This is a genomic window from Variovorax nivicola (assembly GCF_051216475.1).
In the GTDB taxonomy this organism is placed as follows: domain Bacteria; phylum Pseudomonadota; class Gammaproteobacteria; order Burkholderiales; family Burkholderiaceae_C; genus Variovorax.
Genome location: NZ_JBPJZK010000006.1, coordinates 284,852 through 306,682, shown reverse-complemented (window position 1 = coordinate 306,682; position 21,831 = coordinate 284,852). Strand labels below are relative to the sequence as shown.

Below are 21,831 nucleotides of genomic sequence, written 5' to 3'. Positions count from 1 at the left end.
GACAGACATGCAAACCGAGCTCGCCCCCGAATTCCGCGGCACCGACGAAGGCCGAGAAGCCGAAGCCATCCTGCGCAAGTGCGTGCACTGCGGCTTCTGCACCGCCACCTGCCCGACCTACCAGCTGCTCGGCGACGAGCTCGACGGTCCGCGCGGGCGCATCTACCTCATCAAGCAGGTGCTCGAAGGCAAGGCGCCCACGCGCAGCACGCAGCTGCACCTCGACCGCTGCCTGACCTGCCGCAACTGCGAAAGCACCTGCCCGAGCGGCGTGCAGTACGGCCACCTCGTCGACATCGGCCGCAAGATCGTCGACGAGAAGGTGCCGCGCCCCGCAATGGAATCGGCACAACGCTGGCTGCTGAAAGAGGGCCTGTCGTCGCCGCTCTTCGGCCCCGCGATGAAGCTGGGCCAATCGGTGCGCGGCCTGTTGCCCGAGGCGCTGAAAGCCAAGGTGCCGGCGAAGCAGGACGCTGGCGCATGGCCCACCGCCACGCACGCGCGCAAGGTGCTGATGCTCGCGGGCTGCGTGCAGCCATCGATGATGCCCAACATCAACAGCGCCACCGCGCGCGTACTCGACGCGGCCGGCATCCAGACTGTGATTGCGCCCGAGGCCGGCTGCTGCGGCGCGGTGAAGTTCCACCTCAACGACCAGGACGGCGGCAAGGTGCAGATGCGCGCCAACATCGACGCGTGGTGGCCCCTCGTGGAGCGCAACGAAGTCGAAGCCATTGTCATGAATGCCTCGGGCTGCGGCGTCACGGTGCGCGAGTACGGCCACATCCTGCAGCACGACGCGGCCTACGCGCTGAAGGCCGCGCGCATCAGCGAACTCACGCGCGACCTGAGCGAGCTGCTGCCCGATCTCGTGCCCGCGCTGAAGGCCCGCGTGAAGGCGCCTTCGGGCGTGGTGGCCTACCACCCGCCGTGCACGTTGCAGCACGGCCAGAAGCTGCGCGGCAGCGTCGAGACGCATCTGCGTGCGCTCGGCTTCGACATTCGCGTGGCGATGAACGAATCGCACCTGTGCTGCGGCTCGGCCGGCACCTACTCGGTGCTGCAGCCCGAGCTGGCCTATCCGCTGCGCGACCGCAAGCTGAGCCACCTGAAGCAGCTGCAGCCCGCCACCATCGCGTCAGCCAACATCGGCTGCATCACGCATCTGCAAAGCGGCAGCGGCGAGACGCCGGTGCGGCACTGGGTCGAACTGCTGGACGCGGCGCTGTCTGACAAGGCCTGATCGCACAAGCAGGAGGGGGTTGGTCCGACTCGCGCGGAGCCGGTTCGCGGCGCATCATGGCCGCACCGAATCTGCAAGGAGCCAGTGTCATGTCCCATGTTGTCGCATCCCTTATTCCTTCCACGCTGCGGCGCGTGCTGGTGGCCTTCACCTGCGTGGCCGGTGCGATGGCCGCGCAGGCCCAAGGCGCCATGCCGCCCTGGCAGGGCGCGGGCCCGGCGCGCTATGTGTGCGGTGGTATCGGCTCCGACGAATCGACAGCCATGCGCGCCGCCATGAAGGACCACCCGCTGGCATTGCTGTTCGCGCGTGCCGATGGTGCTTATCTGGCCAATGTCGACGTGACGATCAAGGGCGGCGACGCCAACAACGCTGCCGCACTGGCATTCCGCGCCAGCGGCCCCGTCTGCCTGATCGACCTGCCGAACGGGCGCTACGTGATCGATGCCGCCATGCCCGGCGGCGCAGCCAAGAGCCAGACCGTGACGGTGGGCGGGGGCTCGAAGACGGCGGACTTCCGCTTCTGAGGCGGCCGGGGCTTCTTCAGCCCGCCGCCAGCGCGGCCTCGACGTCGCGTGTGAGCGAGGCTGGCGTATCTAGCGGCGCATAGCGCTTGAGCACCGTGCCGTCGCGCCCGATCAGGAACTTGGTGAAATTCCACTTGATGGCCGTGCTGCCCAGGAGGCCCGGCTTTTCCTTGGTGAGCCACTGGTAGAGCGGCGCGGCGCTGCTGCCGTTCACGTCGATCTTTTCCATCATCGGAAAGCTCACGCCGTAGTTCTTGGTGCAGAAGGCGCCAATTTCCTCGTTGCTGCCCGGGTCTTGCGCGCCGAACTGGTTCGACGGAAATCCCAGCACCGTGAGCCCCTGGTCGGCGTACTTCTCGTGCAGCGCCTCCAGTCCCGCGAACTGCGGCGTGAAGCCGCATTTGCTGGCGGTGTTGACGATCAGCAGCACCTTGCCCTTGAAGGCGGAAAGCTTCACCGGCTTGCCGTCGATCTGGTTGGCCTCGAAGTCGTAGACGCTGGTCATGCTGTTGTTCCTCAGATGGGAGAAGAGGCGCGATCATCGCGCCGCGCGGGCGTTCGTGCAAACGCCGCCCAGACGGCGCCCAGCACGATCAGCGCGCCGCCGGCGAGGATGCGCGGGCTCATCTCGGCCGCGCCCAGCGCCACCGACGACACGCTCGCGAACAGCACCTCCGACAGCATGATCACCGAGGTTGCGGCAGCCGCGAGCCGGGCTGCGCCGTACTGCAGGCACACATTGGCGAAGACGAACGCGATGCCCAGCGGCACCGCCCAGCCAAGCCAGCCCGGCGAGGCGTGCAGCGGCGAATCGAATGCGCCGAGCGCGGTGCCACCCAGTGCCGTGACGCCGGCCACGAAGGCGCAGCCGCAGAACATTGCCAGCGCGCGCGACTCGCCCGGGGCCTGCCGCAGATGGCGCAGCGCGATGTTGGTAACAGCAAAGCCGAAGCCCGCCGCCACCCCAAGCCAGTCGGGCAGGCTCGACGGCACCGGCCAGTCGGCGCCCGGCGCCTTCAGTACCACCACCACGCCGGTCAGCGCCAGCGCCACGCGCGCGAGCGCGCCGCCGGTCGGCCGCTCGCCCAGCAGCAGCCAGCCCAGCAGCACGCTCCACAGCGGCATCAGATAGAACAGCAGCACCACGCGCACCACGTCGCCCTGCGTCACGGCCCAGTTGAAACCCACGTTGGTGAAGCCGGCCGCGAAGCCCAGCACCGCCAGCATCGGAAAGGCCGCAAAGCCCTTCCACGCGTGCCGGCGCATGAGGCCCATCACGACCGCGATGGCCAGGTAGATGAGGCAGGTGGCCCACAGCGGATGCATGCCGTGGCTTGCGATCTGGCGGAAGGGGAACCATGAAACGCCCCAGACGAAGGCGTTGAAGATCAGGGCGAGCGCGGGCATGGTGGCGTTGGAGAAGGGGGGAGCGCCGGGCGCGCCGGCCGTTTCACCAACGCGGGCGCGCGATGTCAGTGATGCTTGTCGCTGCGGGCAATGGCCAGCAGGTGCTCAACTTCTTCCGGATATTTCTTGAGGTTGTTCTCGTGCCAGCGCTTGATGAGCCACATGCAGCCCGCCACCACCAGCCCGAACGCGCTGATCGCGCCGTAAGCCGAGAGGCCCAGCCCCGTGCACACGCTGTAGAAGCCGCCCAGCAGAAGAATGCAGGCCTGCTCGTTGAAGTTCTGCACCGCGATGGAGCGGCCCGCGCCCATCAGGTTGTGGCCGCGGTGCTGCAGCAGCGCATTCATCGGCACCACCAGGAAGCCGCCCAGGCCGCCCAGCAAAATCAGGAACGGCACCGCCAGCCACACGTTGCTGATGAAGTTCATGCAGATCACCATCAGCCCCATCGCGATGCCCATGGGGATCACGCGCGTGGCCATGTCCAGCCGCATGCGCATCGAGGCCACGATGGCGCCCACGGCCGTGCCGATGGTCACCACGCCCGTCAGCGCCGAGGCCTGCGTGGTGTTGTAGCCCAGCGCCAGCGAGGCCCAGGCCAGCACGATGTACTTGAGGTTGCCGCCCGCGCCCCAGAACAGCGTGGTGGTGGCCAGCGAAATCTGGCCGAGGCGGTCGCGCCACAGGCGGGCGTTGCAATGCCAGAAGTCGGGCAGCAGCGCGGCGATGTTGCGTGCCATGCCGTGCTCGGGGTTGGAGCGCAGCGGGCGCATCTCGACGCCGGTGTGCGGAATGCGCGTGTTGAACCAGGCCGCCAGTATGTAGACGAAGATCAGTACCGCGATTGCGGCCTCGGCCGGCGTGTCGATGCCGGTGTCGATGAACGGGAGATCGAAGGCCAGCAGCTTGCTGGAGATGGAATGCCCCACCAGCGTGCCGCCGAGCACGATGCCCAGCAGGATCGATGCGATGGTCAGCCCTTCGATCCAGCCGTTGGCCTTGACCAACTGCGATGCCGGCAGCAGTTCGGTCAGGATGCCGTACTTGGCCGGCGAATACGCCGCAGCGCCCAGCCCCACGATCGAATAGGACAGCAGCGGGTGCGAGCCGAACAGCATCATCAGGCAGCCCACCACCTTGATGGCATTGCTGATGAACATCACCTTGCCCTTGGGCAGGGCGTCGGCAAAGGCGCCCACCAGCGGCGCCAGCACCACGTAGAAGACCGCGAAGATAGGCACCAGTGCCGCGCGCTGCCATTCAGGCGCGCCCGAACTTCGCATGAGATCGACGGCAACAACGAAAAGCGCTTGGTCGGCCAGCGACGAAAAGAACTGGGCCGACATGATCGTGTAGAAACCGCGCTTCATCGATGGGCTGGCTGGCCAGAGGGTCTGCTGGCGGTAGTGAAAAAGTGTCGCGTTGCGGGCGAATGGGCGGTTATAGCACGGGGGTGCGACACGGAATCCGGCGTCCCCACGGTGTTCGACCTCATTCCCGAAGATGCTAAAACGTGGTCTGCATTGTCCCCGAGTCTCTCCCGGAACCACCCATGCCGCGTCCCATACTCGCCACTGTCCACACCGACGCCCTGCGTCACAACCTCGACCGGGCGCGCCGCTCGGCCCTCGAAGCCCGCGTCTGGGCCGTCGTCAAGGCCAACGCCTATGGCCATGGCATCGAGCGGGTCTATGAGGGGTTGCGCGGCGCCGACGGCTTCGCGCTGCTCGATCTGGCCGAAGCCGAACGCGTGCGCGCCCTCGGCTGGCGCGGCCCGGTGCTGCTGCTGGAAGGTGTGTTCGATGCCCGCGACCTGGAACTGTGCTCGCGGCTGGACCTCTGGCACACCGTGCATTGCGACGAGCAGATCGACATGCTCGCCGCCCACAAGACCCTGAAGCCGCAGCGCGTGTTCCTGAAGATGAATTCGGGCATGAACCGCCTGGGCTTCACGCCCGAGCGCTTCGGCTCCGCATGGACCCGCCTGAACGCGCTCACGCAGGTTGACGAGATTTCGCTCATGACCCACTTCAGCGACGCCGACGGCGCGCGCGGCATCGGCCACCAGTTCGAGACCTTCGAGCGCGTCACCCGCGACCTGCCGGGCGAACGCTCCATCGCCAACAGCGCTGCCACCCTGCGCCACGCCGACCAGACGCGCGGCGACTGGGTGCGTCCCGGCATCCTGCTGTACGGCAGCGCGCCCGACTTTCCCGAACACGACTCGGCGCACTGGCAGCTGCAGCCCACCATGACGCTCTCGACCCAGCTCATCTCGGTGCAGACGCTGAAAGCCGGCGACACCATCGGCTACGGCTCCAACTTCACGGCCGAGGGCCCGCTCACCATCGGCGTGGCAGCGGTCGGCTACGCCGACGGCTATCCGCGCCACTGCAACACCGGCACGCCGGTGCTGGTGAACGGCGTGCGCACCCGCATGGTCGGCCGCGTGAGCATGGACATGATCACCGTCGACCTCACGAACGTGCCCGATGCGAAGTTCGGCAGCGAGGTCACGCTGTGGGGCAAGTCGGCGAAGACGGGGGCCGTGCTCCCTATCGACGAGGTTGCCAAGGCCGGCGGCACGGTCGGCTATGAGCTCATGTGCGCCGTGGCGCAGCGCGTACCGTTCGCTCCCGTCGAAGGTCAATGAAGATCCTTTCCAACTGGCGCTCCGTGCGCCTGTGGGAAACGCAGGTCGAACGCGACCTGCATCGCAACTACAGCCTGCGCACGCACGGCATCCTGATCGGCACCTTCACCCTGCTGCTGATGTGGGGCGCGTCGGCGCTGCAGATGCACCTGCTGCATGTCGATTCGCTGGCAGTGCGCTACTTCCTTACGCTGGGCGTGGGGTACCTGGGCTATCTGCTGGTGCTGCGCTGGTGGGCCAGGCGGCTGGTGGAGGGCCGCAGGGCGGACTTCGATGTCGATGCGCCCGACATGGACTTCGGCAGTGGACGTGGCGGAGGCGGCTCACAAAGCCACGCGAGCGTTGGTGACGCTGGTGGTGGCGGTGACGGCAGCGTCATGTCCGACGTGGCGAGCGGCGCGCTCGACGTTGCCGGCGGCGCGGACGAAGGCGCGATCATCGTCGTGCCGGTGGTCGCCATCTTCCTGGTCTGCGTGGCCATCGTGCTCGGTGCGGGCTCGCTCGTGCTGCTGTACTTCAGCTGGGACGCATTGCTGGCTGTGGCCATCGAAGTGGCGTTCTCGTACGTATCGGCTCGCGCCGCGGTGCGCGTGGCGCGCGAGGGCTGGCTCATGGCGGCAGTGCGGCTCACGTGGAAGCCGCTGCTTGGTGCGGTCGCGAGCGCGGTGATCCTCGGCGCGCTGCTCGATCACTTCATGCCGCAGGTCAATTCCCTGCCCGAGGCGGTGCGCGTTCTGCTGAAGAAGCACTGAGCCCGAGCGCGCCGAGCAGGTGATCGACCAGCGCCTTGCACTTGGGCGCTATGAAGCGGTTGGGCGGGTACAGGATGTACGCGTGCCCCTGGTAGTTGCCCCGGTACTCCCAGCCGGGCAGCACGCGGACCACGCTGCCCGCGTCCAGCGCCTCCTGCGCGACGAAGGCCGGCACCACGGCCACGCCGAGGTCCGCCAGTGCGCCCTCGAGCCGAACCTCGCTGTGGTTGGAGACGTAGCGGCCGCGCACGATGACTTCCATCTCCTCTTTTTCTCCTTCTTCTTTTTCCTCTTCTTCCTTCCTGCTGAACCGCCAGTGGTTGTCGCGCTCGTGCTCGCCCAGCGAAAGGCAGCTGTGCGCAGCCAGGTCGCCCGGGTGCGCGATGGCGGCGTGCTCCGCCAGATAGCGCGGCGAGGCGCACAGGATGTGCGCCACCGGCATCAGCTGCCGCGCCACCAGCCCTTCGGGCGGCTTCGTCGTCAGCCGCATCACCAGGTCGACGCCTTCGCGGATCGGGTCGACGTCGCGGTCGGCCACGATGAGCTGCACATCCACTTCCGGATAGCGCCGCAGGAATTCGAGAATGTGCGGATGCAGCACGCGCCGCGCAAAAGCCTTGGGCGCGCTGATGCGCACCAGCCCGCTCGGCCCGGCGGCGAACTGCTGCCCGATTTCCATCGCGCCCTGCGCCGCGAACACCAGTTCGCGGCAGCGCGCGAAGGCTTCGGCGCCGGGCTCGGTCAGCCGCAGCTGGCGCGTCGTGCGCTGCAGTAGCTGCACGCCGATTTCCTTTTCGAGCCGCTTCACCTGCCGGCTCGCCGCGGACGGCGTCATGCCCAGCAGATCGGCAGCCGCGGAGAAGCTGCCCAGTTCGGCGACCCGCACGAAGGTCACCATCTGCGGCAAGACCTTGAGAAATGAATTCGTTCCCACGACGCAATAGTCCTGTTCCGGCCGATGGCTGTGCGGCCCGGGTGATGCCCTGAACAATTCCCTCTTTCTCTCTTGGTTGTTCAAGGACGGCGGGCCGACAGTATGGATTCAAAGAAGCGGATGGGCATCGGCCCGGCCGAAATCATGTTGCTGTTGGTGGCCGCCGTGTGGGGCGGCAGCTATGCGGTGGCCAAGCAGGCGACGCAGCAGCTGCCCGTGCTGGAGTTCATCGCGCTGCGCTTCGGGCTGACCTTCGTCGTGCTGCTGCCCGCGTTGAGGCCGCTGTTCGATGCGCAGTGGCGCCAGGGCCTTGCGGTCGGCGGCTTGCTCGGCGCGAACCTGCTGGCGATCTTCGTGTGCGAGACCTTCGGCGTGTCGTTGACCACGGCCAGCAACGCCGCCTTCCTCATCAGCCTGTGCGTCGCGCTCACGCCGGTCGTCGAATGGTGGCTGCTGGGCCGGCGGCCGGAGCGGCGCATGTTCTGGGCGGCCGGCCTGTCGGCACTGGGCGCGGCCATGCTGTCGGCCACGTCGCCCGCGGATCTGTCGGTGGGCTGGGGCGATGGGCTCATGGTGATCGCCGCCTTTCTGCGCGCCGTGATGGTCTGCCTGACGCGGCGGCTCGCCGGGCATCACGCGCTGCCGGCACTGACGCTGACGGCCGTGCAATCGGGCGTGATGGCCCTCGGCGCGGCGGCGATCTCGCTGGTCGCCTCGCCGGCCGGTGGCGCGTGGCACATGCCGCCCGCCACGGCGTCGTTCTGGTGGGGCATGGCGTACCTCGTGCTGCTGTGCACCGTCTTCGCATTCTTCGCGCAGAACCACGCGGCCTCGCGTTCGAGCCCGAGCCGGGTGTCGCAGCTGATGGGGAGCGAACCGGTGTTCGGCGCACTGATCGCGGCATACGGCTTCGGCGAACGCATCGGGCCGTGGGGGTGGGCAGGGGGCTTGCTGATCGTCTGCGCGGCGTGGTGGGTGACGCTGCCGGCCAGGGAAGGCCCGGGCCGTGGTGTCGTCGGCGATACCGCCTGAGGCTGCGCGCATCGGCCGTGTCATGCTCGTGCCGATGAACGACGACTTTTCCGTGACCTCGGGTGCCCAGGCGCTGCGCGGCACGATCACGAACAACCCGACAGGCGATGCGCCTTGCGTGCTGGCACTTCACGGCGGCGGCCAGTCGTCGCGGCGCGGCATCCAGTACCTTCTTGCGGGTCTGGCGCGCGGTGGCGTGGCCAGCGCATCCTTCGATTTCTCCGGCCATGGAGAAAGCTCCGGGCAACTCGAAGGCTCCAGCCTGAACGAACGCGTGGCGCAGGCAATTGCCGTGGCTGGCCATGTGGCGCCAGGGCGTCCGTTTTCGTTGATCGGCACGAGCATGGGCGGCCACATCGCGTGCTCCCTGATCGAACGGCTGCAGCCGCCTGCGCTGGTGCTCTTCTGCCCGGCCGCCTATGTGGCCCAGGCGCAGGACGCACCGTTCGGCCCGCAGTTCCAGGGCATTCTTCGCTCGACCGTGGACTACGCGAGTTCGCCGGCGTTCACGGCGCTCGAAGGCTTCGAAGGCCGCCTGCTGCTGGTGTACGGAACGGCAGATGCGGTGATCCCCGCGCAGGTTCTCGAGCAATACGAGCGCAGGGCCCGCAGGGTGAAATCCGTCGAGGTCATCCGGCTCGCGGGCGCGGGGCACAAGCTGCACGACTGGCTGCAGGCCCATCCGCAGGACCACGACAGGGTGCTCGACGCGGCGCTGCGCACGCTGTCCGGCTGAACGCGTCGCCGCCCTAGACGGCGCGAAACACCTCCGGAAAATCGCCCGTCTTCTGTCCGTCGCGCCATGCGAGGCCGGCCGTGTCCAGCGGCCCGGGCATCAAGGAAGGGCGATGCTTCAGCGTGAGCTCGTCGTCGGCGTAGAGGATGGCGAAGGCCCTGCGTTTCTCGTTGAAGTTCACGCCGGGGCCGGCATGGTGCAGTGCCCGGTAGTTGAAGACCACCACGTCGCCCGGGTCCACCTCGTAGCCCACGATGTCGAAGGCGCTGCGATTGGCTTCGATGTCCGGCAGTTCGAATTCATCGTCCAGCACCTCGATCTTGCTGCCGCTCAGCCCATAGTGCGTTTTCCAGAGGTGCGAGCCACGCACCACCTCAATGGCGGTCTCGCGCGGCATGTGGTCGACCGGCATCCACACGCGCACGATGCGATGGCTGTCGGCCAATCCATAGGACGTGTCCTGGTGCCAGGGCGTCTCTGCCGCCGGGCCACGGCCCTTGTAGAACAGCTGGTCGTAAATCCAGCGCAGCCGTCTCGTCACGGTCAGCTGCTTGGCGATCTCGCCGGCGCCCGATTCGAACACCACGCGCTGGAGCATGCCGTTCTTCACCGACGGCATCTGGTCGATCAGCAGATAGAGCGGGTCGGCATCCACCACGGTCGCGTAGGGCGAAGGAGCGCGCCGCTGCTGCTCGATGCCGTCCTGCGCCAGCTGGATCCATTCGGGCGAGATGATCTTGCGCAGACACACCACGCCATCCCTCAGGAACCGAAGGCGCTCGTCGATGCTTACGCTGCGAAGCAAAGGGTTGCTCATAAAGATCTCCAAGGCCTGCTTGCCCGTTTTCAGGCACTCTCCCCTGTCGTTGTCGCTCGCATGAAATAGAACAGCCAGCCGATCATCAAGGCGGCCATGCAGGCGAAGCCCCATGTCATGGCGCGGATGGTCTGGGTGTAGGAGATGGGTGGCGTTGCCGCGAACATCAAAATGGCGAACACCACGGCGCCGACGACCGAACACAGCAAGAGAGCCCCTGGCCGCGCGGCTGCCCTGAAGCCCGTCCGCAGGCACATGGTCAACCCAAAGATCGCGGGCGCATAGAAGAAGGGGGAAAAGTCCATTCCCTTGTAGTTCGGGCCGAATGCCAGCACGACGAGGCGAGGCCCCAGCAGGCCCAGCAAGACGCCGACCCCTTCGGCAATCACGAACCCGAGCAGCACGAACTTGATGAAATCGCGGAAGGCCTTTTTTCTTCCTTCGGAATTCCAGTTCGCCGCCAATTGCGGAAGCAGGTAGTAGCCAAGCGCCGACAGCACGTACTGCATCGGCAGCAGGAAGGTGATGTAGATCTTGAGCAAGCCACCCTGCTCGGAATCTGCCGAAGAGCCAAGCAGCAGGATGGCCCCTCCCGTCATGATCCAGCTCATGAACTGGGAGAGGCTGGCCTTCCAGCCATAAGCCATCGATTCGCCGACCGTCAGCCCTTGCGCGGTTTTCGCGGCCGGGAGCGGAAGAATCACGTTCCCCGCATTCCTGAGCACCAGAAAAAGAAACGGGACCTGGATGATGGAAATCAGCAGCAGGGCTTCCATCCACGTCGCGGGCTTTTCGGCTTTCAGCACAGCGACATACGCCACACCGACCAGCACGCCGGTGACGCAAAGAATCCCGTACCGCCGTCCCGTGAGCAGGAGGCTGCGCGAAATCCAGAAGATCTCGTAGCCGAGGATCAAGGCCACACCCACCCAGTGCAACTGCCCGGGAAAAGCCGCCACTTGCCAGGCCACGAAACCCAGAAGAGAAAAAAGAACCACCAGGGCCCATGTGAGCCATGCCGCGGATCGATGCGCGTAGTAGCGCTTGATCAGCAAGGGCTCATGCACCATGGCCATGTGCAGGATGTATTGAAAGCTGCTCACCGCCAGGAATGCGGAGGCAACGCCGAAATCCGAAGGCGAAAGCACGCGGGCCAGCGCAAAGCTCAGCAGCAGTTGGCTCGCGCTGTATATGCATTGGTCTGCAACGGCGTAGATCGGACCACCAAGGCGTTTTCTGAGTCCGGACAGATGCTTCATCCCGTTCAGTCCGATATGGACAGCAAAACGGGATTGGCATTCGCCTTGACAGAAAAGCTCCCACCCGACGGGCTTCCGCAACTGCCTTCACGCATCTGGGGGAAGAAGTCGACGCGCGTGCATTTCTTGCCGCTGCCCGCGGGGACTGACACAGTCTGTTCGGGGCCCTGCGTCCAGACCACGTGCAGCAAAGACTCGCCGCGACGCAGCACGAGCTGGCTCATGCCCTTGGCATCCTGGTACGACACCTTTTGCGAATGCCGGGCGATCTTGAGAAATTCGGTCAGCGCGGAGTAGGCCTCCTTCTTTTCCCCGGCTTTGGACTTGATTCCGAAGTTGTCTTCCTTCGAAAAGTAAGACTGGCCCCTGTCGCGCCAGGAATAGAGGTTCAACAGCTTGATGCCCGCGGCGGCATTGATCAGGTACTCCCTGAAGATCAACGAAGCCTGTGCGTTGCGGTCGCGAACCGGCATGTACGAGGCGTAGCCCCATTCCGAGGCGACGATGCCGGTCTTCTTCAGTTGCCGCTGGTCCAGTTGCGCACGCAGCTTCTGGTAGTCGGCCAGCGCCGTTTCGGGAACCGAGCGGTATGGATGAATCGAGATGTCCGTCAGGCAATCGGTCCTGGCGGCCGAGACAAAGGCATCTTCCAGCTCCGAAGGAACCTTGCCTCCGGCGAAGGGCAGCTTCGCGAAGCCGTATCCGATGACGATGTTCGGCTGGATCTTTTGCTGCGTCAGCTTGTTGCACAGCTCCGACGAGGCGGTCCCGAAGTTCGAAAGAAGGCTGGGCTGCAGGAATGTCTTGTTGTCCGGCTCGTTCCATATCTCCCAAACGGCGACATCGGTGGTGTGCGCCTTCATGAAGTCGCTCGCAAAGTCCGCGAACATGGTTTCCCTGCTGCGGTTGCCACCACGCAGGTCCGAGGGCTCGTGTCCCCAGATCTCGCGGCCGCCGAACAACGTGACGATGGCTTCGAGCCTGGCCTTGCGCACGCGCTGGATCAGGCTCGGGTAGTCGATCAAATTGGGGTTGACGCTTTTCAGCGGAGGCCGCACGCCGAACCGCACGAATTCGAAACCGGCCGCGCGTATTTCATGCAGGTCGTCGTCAGTGATGGTCGCGGGATCGATCTGCACGCTCAGCGCAACCGGGTACTCCGAGGTCAGGCCATCGATGCCTCTGGCATTGGCCGTGCCGATCGGCGCGGCAATGAACAGCAGGGCGCCCAGCAGCCCGATGAGGCCCCGGGCAAAGAATCCGGAAATCTTCATGGCAGAACCGACTCCTTGTACAGATCGACGATGGCGGTGTTCATTCGCTGCGAAGTGAACTTCTCTTCGAAGATCTTTCGCCCCGTCTGCCCCATCTGCCGCAAGGTTTCATTGGGGATGCCGTCGATTTCCCGCAGCATCTGGTCCATCTGCTCCAGGGAAAAGAGCCGGCCGCTCCTGTCGTCTTCAACGATGTCGACGAGGCCGCCCACAGCGGATGCAAAAACTGCCTTGCTCCTCGCCATTGCTTCGACGGCAACGAGCCCGAAGCCTTCCCATCTCGACGGAACGATGATGGCGTCGCAGTCCTGGTAGACGGTGTCCAGCTCGTCTTTTTCCAGCCAGCCCTTGAACTCGACCCGATCGGCCTTGGCAAGAAAAAGATCATTACGCACGGCCTCGCCGACAACGATCAGCTTGAAGTTCGGCTGAACCCTGTTGTACGAGTCGAGCAGGACGTCGATTCCCTTTTGCCGGTCCAGTCGGCCGACGAAGAGAACTTTTCGCGGGCTGCGCTCGACTTCATCAGGCAGCAATTGACTCGGCAGCCTGGGACTGACGGAGTCGATCCCATTGGGAATGCATGTGCATCGCCTGATGCCGGATTTCGACGCGATCCTGATCTCATGGCGGCTGATGCAGATGATGGCGTCGCTGCGCGAGGAAAGCAGCCGCTCGATCCATCGGTAGGCCGACTTCTTGTAGCGGGACGCAGCCTGATCGAAGGCCCAGCCGTGGGAGCAATAGACGATCTTCACCTCGCTGGGTATCTGCCCGAGCATGGCCATGACCCGGACGATGCCCCCTGCAATCGAGCTGTGCAGGTGGAGCACGGAAGGGCGCTCCGACTCGATGATCTTCTTGACGCGCGCGGCATAGCCCACCAGGGACAGGGGGCTGCGGGCGGTGGGCACCACGTGGGCGCTCTCGGGGTTCAGCCAATCGACCGTTCCGGGCAATATGAACTTCACCTGGCTGATTTCCGGAGAGTTCTTCTGGAAATTCGAAACGATCCGAAGATAGGTTTCCAACCCGCCCTTGAGCGTTTCGGCAACGTGCAGTACTTTCATGGAGATTCGCTCCTCAGATCAATGCGTGGGTTCCGGCGATGACTTCGGTCTTCAATTCGTCCAGTCTTCTGCGGTCGGCATTTTTTTCGTTGAGCAGATTCAGTACGGAGGCCTTCAGCTCTTCCCGGCGTGGCGACAGGCCGAACAAATACTGGGTTCGATCCGTCAGCTGGAAGAAGGACTCGACCTTCTTGTCCCAATTCATCCCGATGGAAGGAATGTTCAGGCTGTAGGCGACGATGTTTGCGTGCAGCCTGTGCGCTGCAATGCACGAGCAGGCGCTGATCAGCGCAACAAGATCGTCGGGGCGCTTGGGAACGACGAACGAGAAGCCCGGCGCGGCTGCTCGTGAAGAAGAAATCTCGGCAAGGATCTTGTTGTCCTCCGCCGCGCCGTTCGTGAAATACAGCACCCGCGCGCCTTCTGCCTGCAATGCTTCGGCCAGGCCCGAGAAGAATTCCGCGGAGCCGCTGGTGCGCGTGTCTCCGTATTCGGAATTCATCACCAGGGCATCGAGGCTGCTGACGCAGATTCCCACGTCCCACTTCTTGTCCGGAGAAAGCTCGTCCGAAAAGGCGCTCGCGCAAACCAGTGCGGGGTCGGGAACGACCTTGATCTCGCTGCGCGGGATGTCGAAGAACGCGTGCAGGTTGTTCGCCGAATCCACATCGCGCGTCGCGTAGAAAACGGGGGCGGCGTTCCTGAGGAATTTCTTGACGAGAAATTTCCCCCAGAACGACCATTTGGCCGTGACGCCAACCGAAACCACCGCGACCTTCTTGCCGCGAAGCAATCTGCTCAGCAGAAACAGCTTGACGGGAAAGTTCAACGCCACGTCGCAGAACAGCTGACCACCGCCGATGAGGACCAGGTCCGCATCGTCTACTGCAGCTTTCCATTGCTTGCGCCAGCCCAGGAGGTAGTTCTTGAGGCAATACGCAAAAACGATTGCCGATCGCAGCAAGGCCGGCATCTTCTGGAAGATTTCGAACGCGCCGCCGCCCCGCAGATTCGATTCGTCGAACGCGACGCGGCCGGCGATGTCGAGGAACTCCACCTTCGCCTGCGGATATTTCATGCCGGCGATGTGAGCCAGCGACGCCGCGATGACCCCGTCACCCAGGTTGTCGCTGTACGGCACCGCACAAATCAGGATTTTTTTCATCTGGAGACTGCTTTGTTCTCGGAAACTTTGATGGCAATGATGTAGAGCATTACGGAGGTCAAATGCCTGGTGAAGCTGCCGAGATCTGGTTCAAATATCAATTGCACAAGAATGTGCGCTATGAAAAGGCTGCCGAAAAACCTCGGCTCGAATCGATCTGGATCGCGTTTGGACTTTCGCCGCGCCCTGTACAAAATGATCAGCATGGCTGCGATCATCAATTGCATGAATGCGTCGCTTGCAGTCTGAAAATAAAGAACCGGCGTGATCAGCACCGTTGCGGCATAGACGTAATTGACCAAAAATCCGGGGCCGCTGGCGGGAGACGCAATATTGGTAAAGGCCGTTCTGTTGTCGCTGCCGATCTGTTCCGCGTAGGCGTTCGATGTATCTCGCGGTGATTGGAGCGTCTGCAAAATGCTGGAAGGTGCCGCCATGATCGCTCCGACGACCACGATGGCGGCCAGAACGTGATATTTAAGAGGGCGCCGCCACAGGTAATAGACGATGAAGAACACGCCGACAATCAACAAATAGTATTGCCGTACGAAGACCCCGTAGATCGCGTAAAGAAAAAGGAAGGCCCCGACGGTAAGTAATTTCGACGTTCGAAAATAGATAGTCGAAACGGTGATGAACATGGTCATGATGAGCACGACCGTCTCCTTGGACGGCGCAAACATGTTCAGCATGATGCAAGGCGCAATCAGCAGCAGCCTGGCGAAAAAGTCGCCAGCCTTGCGAACGTCGTGAGTCGCAAAAAACAAAAACACGATGCTCACGCCGCAAGTGAAAACGTCCAGGTTGTCGACCCCAATAACGGCAAACAGAGCGGCGGTGACAGCGAACGAGTTGTCCATGTCGCCCGTGCCGCCGTAATTGAGGATCTCGATGATCTTTGCCGAGTCCACGCTCCATTTCTCGGGAAGCATTTCCCTGAAATACGCGTAGATGATCGTGTACACGAGCACGATCAGTATTCCGGCAATCGAGAATTGATTGAAGCGGCGCGTGCTTCTTCTTCTCACCGCCGGTCCCGGAATGGCGTGGCTCATCCGCATGTGGATTCCAATCCAATCATTTCGAAAGCGAAGGAAAATCTGTCCGGCCGGCCCGGCCGGAGCCGATCATCCGGGACCGATGAAATTCATCGGGACCCGTGACCGGCAGCAACCACCCAGATGGTTCTGAAGAAGATGTCCACGTCCTTCCCGACGGAAAGGGTCTCGACATACCTCACGTCCAACGCAACGCGTGCGTTGTAGGTCAGCTGATTGCGACCGCTGACCTGCCACAAACCCGTGATTCCGGGGCGGACAGCGCAGTAGTGCGACCAGTTCTGGCCGTAGAGCTCTTTCTGTTCGAGCATGCAGGGGCGGGGGCCGATGAGGCTCATGTCGCCCGTCAGCACGTTCCAGAATTGCGGCAGCTCGTCCAGGCTGGTCTTGCGGATGAATTTGCCGAAACGCGTGATCCGTGGATCGTCGTCCAGCTTTTGGTATTCATCCCATTGGCGGCGTGCCTCCGGATTGCTTTTCAGATGTTCCTCGAGCACCTGGGCCGAATTGGCGATCATCGAGCGGAATTTGTAGAACCTGAATATTCGCCCGTCTTTTCCGTAGCGCGACTGGTAATACAGGACCGGAGACCCGGAGCTGATCAGCACAAAGAGGCCGATCAACACGAAGAGCCAGCCGAAGGCAGCAAAAAAGAACAGCGCGGCGGCAATATCTACCGACCTTTTCCCGATCCGCAGTACGGCCGGATGATGAATTCCGGTTTGCGAGCCGCCGCGGGACATTTCGCCGTTTGCGTCCGAAATATTCCAGCCTTGCGGTACCAGCGATTCTTCAGGGCGAAGATTTCCCATGGGATTTCTCCGCCCGGATTTGAAGCGCGACAAGATTTCTCGTCGAAATGATTTCATTTTTGACGCACCTTTCCTCACGCAGGCAAAAGCCTGCATGTCCTCTGTTATGGCCTTGGTTTTTTGGCCGAGACGACCCGCACAAATGCCTCGTAGGATCTGCAATGCAGAAACTATTGCGCGGCCAAATGACTCGATGAAGGCAATACAAATGGGCTAACCATCATTTGTAGTGCCTTATTACTCCGAATACTAAGTGAGTATTTAATCGATGAGCCGGAGCAAAATTCCAGGCTCATGATTTTGAATTTAACCCCAATTTTCACGGTCTAGGTGGAATCCCTGTTGGTATTGTATGTATATTGTAAATGCTTGTAAGCACCATATTTGTAACTCCCGCTGCCAGCGTGGCGGCGGGTTAGATCAATAGCATTCAGAATTACGCCATTTACCGTACGGCCTGCATGCGCAAGTCTTCTGACGCTCTCATTCAATTCGCCGAGATGGGTTTTTTCGGCGCGTGCAACGAGTAGCAAAGTGCTCGCAAGCGGGGCGACCGATGCGGTATCCGCGGCAACGAGAACCGGGGCCGTATCGATGATGACGAGGTCGTATAGCGGAGATAACTTTTCCAGTACCTGGACAAAGGAATCGCTCGTCAGCAGCTCGGCCGGATTAGGCGGAAGCACACCCGTGGTAATGATGTCCAGATTCGGCAGGGCCGACGGGCGAATCGCTTTCTCGAGGTCGAGCGTGCCGGCGATCAATTCGGACAGGCCGGAAGACCGCTGGATCGAGAGAAATTGATTCACGCGGCCTTTTCGCAAGTCCGCATCGATCAACAGAACCTTCTTGCCGGTTGCCGCGGTGATCGCCGCGAAGTTGACCGAAATGAAGGTCTTGCCCACGCCAGGCGTCGCGCCGGAGATGAGAAGGCGGTTGTTGGTCGCTTCCAGCATGGCGAACTGCAGCGCGGTGCGAAGGCTGCGCAGGCTTTCCACCGCGGGGTCTTCGGGGAACAGGTGCGCCAGGACGTGCTTGCCGACGACCTTGTTCTCGATGTTCCTCTCGATCGTGCGTTGGGCGGCGCTCAGCGGAATGCTGCTGTAGACGTTGAGCCCGGTGTGGCTTTCGATTTCTCCCGGATTGCGGATGCCGCCGAAGAACGAGTTCCTTGCAATCGCGGCGCCGATGCCGGCAGCCAGCCCCAGGATCACAGCCAGCGCGATGACCAGGGGCCGCTTGGGCCACACCGGTTCTTCCGGAACGATGGCGTCGTCCAGCAGGCGCACGTTGCCCACCTTGCCTTCCTTGGCCAGCCGCATCTGCAGCGAGCTGTTGAGAAGCGATACGTACAGGTCGGTGTTGACCTTGATGTCGCGCTGCATGCGAACGGTGTTCTGCTGCAGCTCCGGCATCTTGCGGATGCGCGCATCGACGGTGGCGAGCGCGCTCTTCCATGCGGCGACCTGGGTGTCCAGCGTCTGGACGGCGGGATGCTCGCTCGTGAAGCGCGCGGTGAGTTCGCGCCGCTTCTGTTCCGCCTCGAGCAGCTTGGACTGCAGGTCGATGGTCTGGGTCAGCGCGTTCTTTGCCTCGTCGTCGAGACTGACCGTGCCGTTCTGGTTTCTGTAGCGGTTGTAGATGTCTTCGGACTGCTCCAGCTGCTTCTTGAACTGGGGCAGCGCGCCGTCCAGGAAGCCCAGTGTCTTCTCGGCCTCGGCCGCCTTGCGCTCCATGTTCTGGCGAACGTAGAGGCGACCGATTTCGTTGAGCAGCTGCGTCAGCTTTTCTGCGTCGCCGCTTCTCCAGCTGACATCGAGCACGCCCGACTGCTTGCCTTTCTCCACGACCTTCAGGTTGTCCTGCAGCGCCAGGAGCGTGAGCTGCGTCGAAGACCGCACGAGCTGGAACTGCGCGCCCGGCTTCGCGTTGATGCTGCTGACCAGCAGGCTCACGCTTCCGTTGGGAACGCTCGGAACGTTTGCCATCAGCAGCGTGCCGATGGAGCCCTTCATCGGCGTATCGATGTCGGGGTTGCTCAGCTCGTACTGGCCGTCGGCCCCGAGGGTCAGCGTGAACGGCTTTTCCTCGAAATCCGCGGGAACGTCGAACCTCGGAACGAGGATGCTCTCGGTGCCCGTCACGTAGCCCGAAAGCCCCATGAAGCCAGGGTCCGACAGCTCGGTGGCGCGGCGGGCAAGCCAGCTGCCCACGATGGGTGCATACCGCGGCCGCGCGCTGATGTAGAGCTTGGTGTTCTCCACGGCCTTGCCGAGGATGGCGCGCGAGCGAAGGATTTCGATCTCGCCCGCGGCCGGCGTCTTCACGCTCAGCAGCGAGGAGGCGGCATCGCCCAGGAAGCTGCCTGCGGAGTTGCCGGAATCTTCCACCTGCACCGCGACGTTGGCTTCGTAGACGGGCTTGCCGAGGAAGGCATAGGCCGCGCCCAGGAGCACTGTTACGGCAACGATGGCCGCGACGAGCCAGCGGTGGTCGATCAGGATGTCCAGGTACTCGGCCAGGTTGATGCCGTCGCCATCCTCTTCCAGCGCTTGCATCGGCATCGGCGCGGCTTGCGGGGGTGCGTTCATGTCGGTTGCTGCTCGGGTTTTGTGATTTTCAGAATGCGGTCGATCCATGTCCGGGCGCCGGCATCGATCAGGGCCAAGGCGTGCTCGAACGCCGCCTCGTCTTTTCCATATGGGTCGGGCACGTCCTGCGCGACCGAGAACTCGGCAATGCGGAAGACCTTGCCGCGCACGAAGGGGTAGGTAGATTCGAGATGGCGACGCTGTTCCCGGTCCATCACCAGGATCAGGTCGGCCTGCCGGCACAGCATCTGGCTCACCTGCTGCGCGACGTGGTCCGAGATGTCGAGCCCGCGTCTTCGCATGAGCGCCTGCGCCATCGGGTCGGCCGGCTTGCCGACGAGCGCGCCGGTGCCCGCGGAGAACACGCGCAGATGCGGCAAGCCCGCGGCAAGAAGGCCTTCCGCCATCGGGCTTCGGCAGATATTGCCGATGCAGACTGTCAGTACGGATCTCATCGGTGGTTCATGTAGACCTGGTCGCTGTAGTAGAGCGCCTGGGTCGCCGGCAGGATCAGGCTGGCCACCCGGCTCCAGGTGGCCAGCGGCACCGAGTCGATGTAGACCACGTCGCGCGGCTGCAGCGGAAAGCGCTCGGCCAGCGCCAGCGCGGCGGGGTTCTTCGCATTCAGGTGGAAGACCGACGGCGAGCCCTTCGTGTTGTTGGCGTTGTTGCGCACGACGTAGATCTGCCCCGTGTTCGCCGTGCTCAGGCTTGCGCTGCCGGCCTCACCCAGCGCCTCGTTGAGGGTGAGCCTGCCGTTGTGCATGGTCAGCGCCGAGGGCTTGGCGACTTCGCCCATCACGAACACCTTGCTCTCGTCGCGGTTGCGCACCTGCACCACGTCGCCGTTCTGCAGCGGGATCTTGCTGGCGTTGCCGCCCAGGTCCTGCAGCTTGGGCAGGTCGATGAGCGTGGTCTTGTCGCCGCGCGTCAGCGTGACGAACGAACGGTCGCCGCTGGACGTGATGCCGCCGGCCCGGTTGAGCGCTTCGGACAGCGTCATCGGAACGTCGGTGAAGAGCTGCAGCCCCGGCGTGCGCACTTCGCCTTCCACGAATGCACGGCGGCTTCTGAAGGACTGGATGCGCACCGTCACCTGCGGGTCCTTGATGTAGCGCGCGATGCGCTTGGCGATCACGTCGGACGCCTCGATCTCGGTCAGGCCCTGCATCTGGACCCGGCCGATGTACGGAAAACTGATCTGCCCGTTGGCGCCGACGATGAAGCCCGGCGCCACGCTGATGCCCGTGGGGTCCGTCTGCTGGGAAATCACGGCGCCGGCGTTGGGCAGCAGCTCGGGGTGGTCGTAGACGATGACGCCCACCACGTCGCCCGGGCCGATCGTGTAGGTCGGGGCTTCGCCGAACAGGGCCTTCACGTCGGGCGGAATCGCCGCCGGCTGCGCTTCGGCCATCGCGCGGATGAGGCTCGGCGAGATGGGGACGAGCGCCTCCTGCGGCGTGCCGTCGGCGGCAAGAGATGGCGCCGGACTCTGATCGGGCTCGTAAGCCACCACGGAGCCAAAGCCCGGTGCGCAGCCCTGAAGCATCAACGCGCCGGCCAAGGCGGCACTCCACCCCATCAGGTACAGGTAGCGTGTCAAATGGAACTCCATTGCGAACTTGGTTTTTTCAACAACTGCGATTCATATGCAAAGCCCGAGCCCGATTTGCGCCGGTAATTCTTTTTATTACCAAGACGCTTTTCCGGCTTGACCGGAGATTTATCGGGAGAGCAATGAAAAGGAAATTGTCGCTGCCTTCGCAGCAGCCCTATTTCGTGGAGTAGACGCAAAAGGCGTGTCCATTCGTGGTGCGACCACGCCGGGGGCAGGGTTATCCCTTGCTTCCCCTTCCGGAGACCCTTTTTCATTGGGAATCGAGGGGGCAAACGCCTGGTCAGGATGCCGTCAGCCGAAATGGAAAATGCAACTTATTAATTACCCCATTGATACGGGAGATCGTGGCTCTCGAACCACAAAGGCCACCCACATAGGGTTTTTGACATTGCGTTCTACTTTGTAAGCAATTGTCAACTGGGTAGGACTTAGCCGACAAATCGTGGGCTATGAGCTTCAGTTTGCCCGGTTTGAGCGTCGAGCAACGGCGCGGGAGGGTACCCAGTCAGCCGTTGCCCAAGGCGAATCGGCGGTAGGATTTTTGAATTACTCCCGAATTCCTCGCCCTCCGCCGGGGCCAGGAGCACCAGGACCGTGCGAAATCGGCCCCAAGAAATCGATGAATGATTTCAGGCTAATTGCTGATTCAATTCAGGAGAAATGCGATTTGCGGCGGCCTGATCGACACTTTTGTAGTGTTTTCTTATTTGCATCATTCGGGAGCCGAAGGATGTTTCAGATTTCAATCAATGAAACCGTGCCTGGCCCATCGCGAGGCCGGGGTAAATCAGAAAAAAGAATTCAGATCCGGCCGTGCCGACGCCATGGCAGGTGAGATCGAAAAAACAAATTGCACCAATTCCCTGCCAAATTGAATGCGAAT

The 21,831-nt window shown here is 63.1% G+C and carries 21 protein-coding genes; 7 read left to right on the top strand and 14 right to left on the bottom strand.

What is annotated here, in order from left to right; translation table 11 throughout:
* Positions 1-7: 7 nt before the first annotated feature.
* Together glcF and ACSFBF_RS25095 are read left to right on the top strand one after the other, a co-directional pair.
* Positions 8-1,243 carry a glycolate oxidase subunit GlcF gene (gene glcF, locus ACSFBF_RS25100; RefSeq protein WP_435471754.1) on the top strand — a complete coding sequence of 412 codons (1,236 nt, stop codon included), beginning with the start codon at positions 8-10 and terminating at the stop codon, positions 1,241-1,243.
* 89 nt (positions 1,244-1,332) lie between these two features.
* Positions 1,333-1,770 (top strand): carboxypeptidase regulatory-like domain-containing protein, encoded by a 438-nt coding sequence (locus ACSFBF_RS25095; protein WP_435471752.1) that lies wholly within the window; start codon positions 1,333-1,335, stop codon positions 1,768-1,770.
* A 16-nt stretch (positions 1,771-1,786) separates the two neighbouring features.
* Here the strand turns inward: ACSFBF_RS25095 and ACSFBF_RS25090 are convergent, their stop codons facing one another.
* From ACSFBF_RS25090 to lplT, 3 genes are all read right to left on the bottom strand, one after another.
* Entirely contained in the window at positions 1,787-2,275 is a 489-nt protein-coding gene (locus tag ACSFBF_RS25090) for a glutathione peroxidase (RefSeq protein ID WP_435471750.1), read from the bottom strand.
* An 11-nt stretch (positions 2,276-2,286) separates the two neighbouring features.
* A complete protein-coding gene (locus ACSFBF_RS25085) occupies positions 2,287-3,177 on the bottom strand; it encodes a DMT family transporter (RefSeq protein WP_435471748.1) in 891 nt (296 codons plus the stop codon).
* 65 nt (positions 3,178-3,242) lie between these two features.
* A complete protein-coding gene (gene lplT / locus ACSFBF_RS25080; protein ID WP_435471746.1) occupies positions 3,243-4,547 on the bottom strand; it encodes a lysophospholipid transporter LplT in 1,305 nt (434 codons plus the stop codon).
* Positions 4,548-4,729: 182 nt separating this feature from the next.
* On the opposite strand from lplT, the gene alr reads away from it, so the two are divergent.
* Positions 4,730-5,830, top strand: a complete 1,101-nt coding sequence (alr, locus tag ACSFBF_RS25075) for an alanine racemase (RefSeq protein WP_435471744.1) — start codon at positions 4,730-4,732, stop codon at positions 5,828-5,830.
* Positions 5,827-6,582, top strand: coding sequence for a hypothetical protein (locus tag ACSFBF_RS25070; protein WP_435471742.1), 756 nt, complete (start codon positions 5,827-5,829; stop codon positions 6,580-6,582). The genes alr and ACSFBF_RS25070 overlap by 4 nt, the downstream gene beginning before the upstream one ends.
* Here ACSFBF_RS25070 and ACSFBF_RS25065 read toward each other — a convergent pair.
* Positions 6,536-7,516, bottom strand: a complete 981-nt coding sequence (locus ACSFBF_RS25065; RefSeq protein WP_435471740.1) for a LysR family transcriptional regulator — start codon at positions 7,514-7,516, stop codon at positions 6,536-6,538. The two genes, ACSFBF_RS25070 and ACSFBF_RS25065, sit on opposite strands and share 47 nt — an antisense overlap.
* Positions 7,517-7,618: 102 nt before the next feature.
* Between ACSFBF_RS25065 and ACSFBF_RS25060 the strand changes: the two genes are divergently transcribed.
* Together ACSFBF_RS25060 and ACSFBF_RS25055 are read left to right on the top strand one after the other, a co-directional pair.
* Positions 7,619-8,548, top strand: coding sequence for a DMT family transporter (locus ACSFBF_RS25060; RefSeq protein WP_435471738.1), 930 nt, complete (start codon positions 7,619-7,621; stop codon positions 8,546-8,548).
* A 34-nt stretch (positions 8,549-8,582) separates the two neighbouring features.
* The gene (locus tag ACSFBF_RS25055) at positions 8,583-9,284 is read left to right on the top strand and encodes an alpha/beta hydrolase (RefSeq protein WP_435471736.1); all 702 of its coding nucleotides are present in this window, start codon (positions 8,583-8,585) and stop codon (positions 9,282-9,284) included.
* Between the two features lie 13 nt (positions 9,285-9,297).
* On the opposite strand, the gene ACSFBF_RS25050 is transcribed toward ACSFBF_RS25055, so the two are convergent.
* The 10 genes from ACSFBF_RS25050 to ACSFBF_RS25005 all read right to left on the bottom strand — a co-directional run bounded on the left by ACSFBF_RS25050 (position 9,298) and on the right by ACSFBF_RS25005 (position 20,945).
* Complete coding sequence (locus ACSFBF_RS25050; RefSeq protein ID WP_435471734.1) at positions 9,298-10,101, bottom strand: phytanoyl-CoA dioxygenase family protein; 804 nt, start codon at positions 10,099-10,101, stop codon at positions 9,298-9,300.
* Between the two features lie 29 nt (positions 10,102-10,130).
* Positions 10,131-11,441: a lipopolysaccharide biosynthesis protein gene (locus ACSFBF_RS25045; protein WP_435471732.1), complete on the bottom strand. Its 1,311-nt coding sequence runs from the start codon at positions 11,439-11,441 to the stop codon at positions 10,131-10,133.
* Positions 11,366-12,634 (bottom strand): hypothetical protein, encoded by a 1,269-nt coding sequence (locus ACSFBF_RS25040; protein ID WP_435471730.1) that lies wholly within the window; start codon positions 12,632-12,634, stop codon positions 11,366-11,368. The genes ACSFBF_RS25045 and ACSFBF_RS25040 overlap by 76 nt, the downstream gene beginning before the upstream one ends.
* The gene (locus tag ACSFBF_RS25035) at positions 12,631-13,704 is read right to left on the bottom strand and encodes a glycosyltransferase (protein ID WP_435471728.1); all 1,074 of its coding nucleotides are present in this window, start codon (positions 13,702-13,704) and stop codon (positions 12,631-12,633) included. The genes ACSFBF_RS25040 and ACSFBF_RS25035 overlap by 4 nt, the downstream gene beginning before the upstream one ends.
* A 13-nt stretch (positions 13,705-13,717) precedes the next feature.
* Positions 13,718-14,869: a polysaccharide pyruvyl transferase family protein gene (locus ACSFBF_RS25030; RefSeq protein WP_435471726.1), complete on the bottom strand. Its 1,152-nt coding sequence runs from the start codon at positions 14,867-14,869 to the stop codon at positions 13,718-13,720.
* The gene (locus ACSFBF_RS25025; protein WP_435471724.1) at positions 14,866-15,924 is read right to left on the bottom strand and encodes a hypothetical protein; all 1,059 of its coding nucleotides are present in this window, start codon (positions 15,922-15,924) and stop codon (positions 14,866-14,868) included. Before ACSFBF_RS25025 ends, ACSFBF_RS25030 begins: the two co-directional genes overlap by 4 nt.
* A gap of 92 nt (positions 15,925-16,016) precedes the next feature.
* The gene (locus ACSFBF_RS25020) at positions 16,017-16,739 is read right to left on the bottom strand and encodes a sugar transferase (protein WP_435471722.1); all 723 of its coding nucleotides are present in this window, start codon (positions 16,737-16,739) and stop codon (positions 16,017-16,019) included.
* A gap of 326 nt (positions 16,740-17,065) precedes the next feature.
* Positions 17,066-19,330 (bottom strand): polysaccharide biosynthesis tyrosine autokinase, encoded by a 2,265-nt coding sequence (locus tag ACSFBF_RS25015; RefSeq protein ID WP_435471720.1) that lies wholly within the window; start codon positions 19,328-19,330, stop codon positions 17,066-17,068.
* Positions 19,327-19,785, bottom strand: a complete 459-nt coding sequence (locus ACSFBF_RS25010) for a low molecular weight protein-tyrosine-phosphatase (RefSeq protein WP_435471718.1) — start codon at positions 19,783-19,785, stop codon at positions 19,327-19,329. The genes ACSFBF_RS25015 and ACSFBF_RS25010 overlap by 4 nt, the downstream gene beginning before the upstream one ends.
* Positions 19,782-20,945, bottom strand: a complete 1,164-nt coding sequence (locus ACSFBF_RS25005; protein WP_435471716.1) for a polysaccharide biosynthesis/export family protein — start codon at positions 20,943-20,945, stop codon at positions 19,782-19,784. Before ACSFBF_RS25005 ends, ACSFBF_RS25010 begins: the two co-directional genes overlap by 4 nt.
* A 641-nt stretch (positions 20,946-21,586) precedes the next feature.
* On the opposite strand from ACSFBF_RS25005, the gene ACSFBF_RS25000 reads away from it, so the two are divergent.
* Positions 21,587-21,823, top strand: a complete 237-nt coding sequence (locus ACSFBF_RS25000; RefSeq protein ID WP_435471714.1) for a hypothetical protein — start codon at positions 21,587-21,589, stop codon at positions 21,821-21,823.
* The last annotated feature ends 8 nt before the right edge of the window (positions 21,824-21,831 follow it).

Coding starts and splice junctions, on each gene's coding strand:
- glcF (WP_435471754.1), top strand. CDS start 8: ATGCAAACCGAGCTCGCCCCCGAATTCCGCGGCACCGACGAAGGCCGA.
- ACSFBF_RS25030 (WP_435471726.1), bottom strand. CDS start 14,869: ATGAAAAAAATCCTGATTTGTGCGGTGCCGTACAGCGACAACCTGGGT.
- ACSFBF_RS25035 (WP_435471728.1), bottom strand. CDS start 13,704: ATGAAAGTACTGCACGTTGCCGAAACGCTCAAGGGCGGGTTGGAAACC.
- alr (WP_435471744.1), top strand. CDS start 4,730: ATGCCGCGTCCCATACTCGCCACTGTCCACACCGACGCCCTGCGTCAC.
- ACSFBF_RS25085 (WP_435471748.1), bottom strand. CDS start 3,177: ATGCCCGCGCTCGCCCTGATCTTCAACGCCTTCGTCTGGGGCGTTTCA.
- ACSFBF_RS25015 (WP_435471720.1), bottom strand. CDS start 19,330: ATGAACGCACCCCCGCAAGCCGCGCCGATGCCGATGCAAGCGCTGGAA.
- ACSFBF_RS25070 (WP_435471742.1), top strand. CDS start 5,827: ATGAAGATCCTTTCCAACTGGCGCTCCGTGCGCCTGTGGGAAACGCAG.
- ACSFBF_RS25005 (WP_435471716.1), bottom strand. CDS start 20,945: ATGGAGTTCCATTTGACACGCTACCTGTACCTGATGGGGTGGAGTGCC.
- ACSFBF_RS25040 (WP_435471730.1), bottom strand. CDS start 12,634: ATGAAGATTTCCGGATTCTTTGCCCGGGGCCTCATCGGGCTGCTGGGC.
- ACSFBF_RS25025 (WP_435471724.1), bottom strand. CDS start 15,924: ATGAGCCACGCCATTCCGGGACCGGCGGTGAGAAGAAGAAGCACGCGC.
- ACSFBF_RS25095 (WP_435471752.1), top strand. CDS start 1,333: ATGTCCCATGTTGTCGCATCCCTTATTCCTTCCACGCTGCGGCGCGTG.
- ACSFBF_RS25050 (WP_435471734.1), bottom strand. CDS start 10,101: ATGAGCAACCCTTTGCTTCGCAGCGTAAGCATCGACGAGCGCCTTCGG.
- ACSFBF_RS25090 (WP_435471750.1), bottom strand. CDS start 2,275: ATGACCAGCGTCTACGACTTCGAGGCCAACCAGATCGACGGCAAGCCG.
- ACSFBF_RS25055 (WP_435471736.1), top strand. CDS start 8,583: ATGAACGACGACTTTTCCGTGACCTCGGGTGCCCAGGCGCTGCGCGGC.
- lplT (WP_435471746.1), bottom strand. CDS start 4,547: ATGAAGCGCGGTTTCTACACGATCATGTCGGCCCAGTTCTTTTCGTCG.
- ACSFBF_RS25060 (WP_435471738.1), top strand. CDS start 7,619: ATGGATTCAAAGAAGCGGATGGGCATCGGCCCGGCCGAAATCATGTTG.
- ACSFBF_RS25020 (WP_435471722.1), bottom strand. CDS start 16,739: ATGGGAAATCTTCGCCCTGAAGAATCGCTGGTACCGCAAGGCTGGAAT.
- ACSFBF_RS25010 (WP_435471718.1), bottom strand. CDS start 19,785: ATGAGATCCGTACTGACAGTCTGCATCGGCAATATCTGCCGAAGCCCG.